This is a genomic window from Bacillus sp. Xin1 (assembly GCF_013314535.1).
In the GTDB taxonomy this organism is placed as follows: Bacteria; Bacillota; Bacilli; order Bacillales; family Bacillaceae_G; genus Bacillus_A.
Window position 1 is genome coordinate 1 of the sequence record NZ_JABUAE010000146.1, and the last position, 954, is coordinate 954.

At 34.8% G+C, this 954-nt stretch carries 2 protein-coding genes; both read right to left on the reverse strand.

Annotation, left to right across the window (positions count from 1 at the left end; translation table 11 throughout):
* On the reverse strand, positions 1-275 hold a 275-nt coding region (locus HRG09_RS28155; protein ID WP_174104079.1), incomplete at its 3' end, for a response regulator.
* Positions 276-279: 4 nt separating this feature from the next.
* Positions 280-954: sensor histidine kinase (locus tag HRG09_RS28160; RefSeq protein WP_254610206.1), on the reverse strand; the 675-nt coding region annotated here is incomplete at its 5' end.

The following is a 954-nucleotide window of genomic DNA, read 5'->3' on the forward strand; positions in this document are numbered from 1 at the left end:
GCTTCAGCAATCAATTCTTTTGATTCTACTTGAGAAACCATGATGATTTTCCCTTTAAACGATGGTTTTGTTTGACGAATTGTTTTTATTCCATCTTGAATCGGCATTAACAAATCTATAAATAAAATGTCTATATTTTTGAGAATTAGCATTTGTTGATCTAACAACGAACCATCCTCAGCTTCTCCTACAACCTCCCCAAGATCCTCATCCTCGATAATTTGAGCCAACATTGAGCGAACCGCTTTCTCATCATCTACTATATAAAAATACATAGAATCACCCTTTCGCAATTATATGATCAATCCCTAATCTGATTATAAAAATCGATCCTTTTCCTTCGGTTCTGTCCTCAAACGTAACAATACCTTCAAATTGTTCGACCATTTCTTTTACATACGATAGTCCGATACCTGTCGAAGGGTTACCTGCATCATCATATTTAGAAGTAAACCCAGGTTCAAAAATTGCCTCTTTATACTTCGAAGAAATACCGGGACCGTTATCTCCTATTCGAAATTCAACAGAATGATGGCCTTTATTAATGTTAATCGTGATGGTTCCCATATCTTGGATAGCTTCTACAGCGTTTGCAACGACATTGTTTATAATTGATAAAATTGTGTAAATATGATAGTGAGGATGAACGCCATCAATCTTATACACAAATTGAATGTCTTTCTCTAGTAACCGGGCGTATTTCTCGTTTGCTCGTACAATGATGTTTACCAGTTCATATACGGACATATAATCTGTAAAACTTTCATCAGAAATCAGCTTTGATAGCCCAGAAAAAATACGTTGGTTATCTTTTTTAACGTCATGGACTTCACCAGCAATTTTCAATGCCTGCTGCCGTAAATCCTCAACCTGAAAGTTCAACTGTTTGTTCTCTAAAGAGTCTAAACTTTTATATAAATCATAAGATTTTTTTGTTATATTTTCAGCATCTTG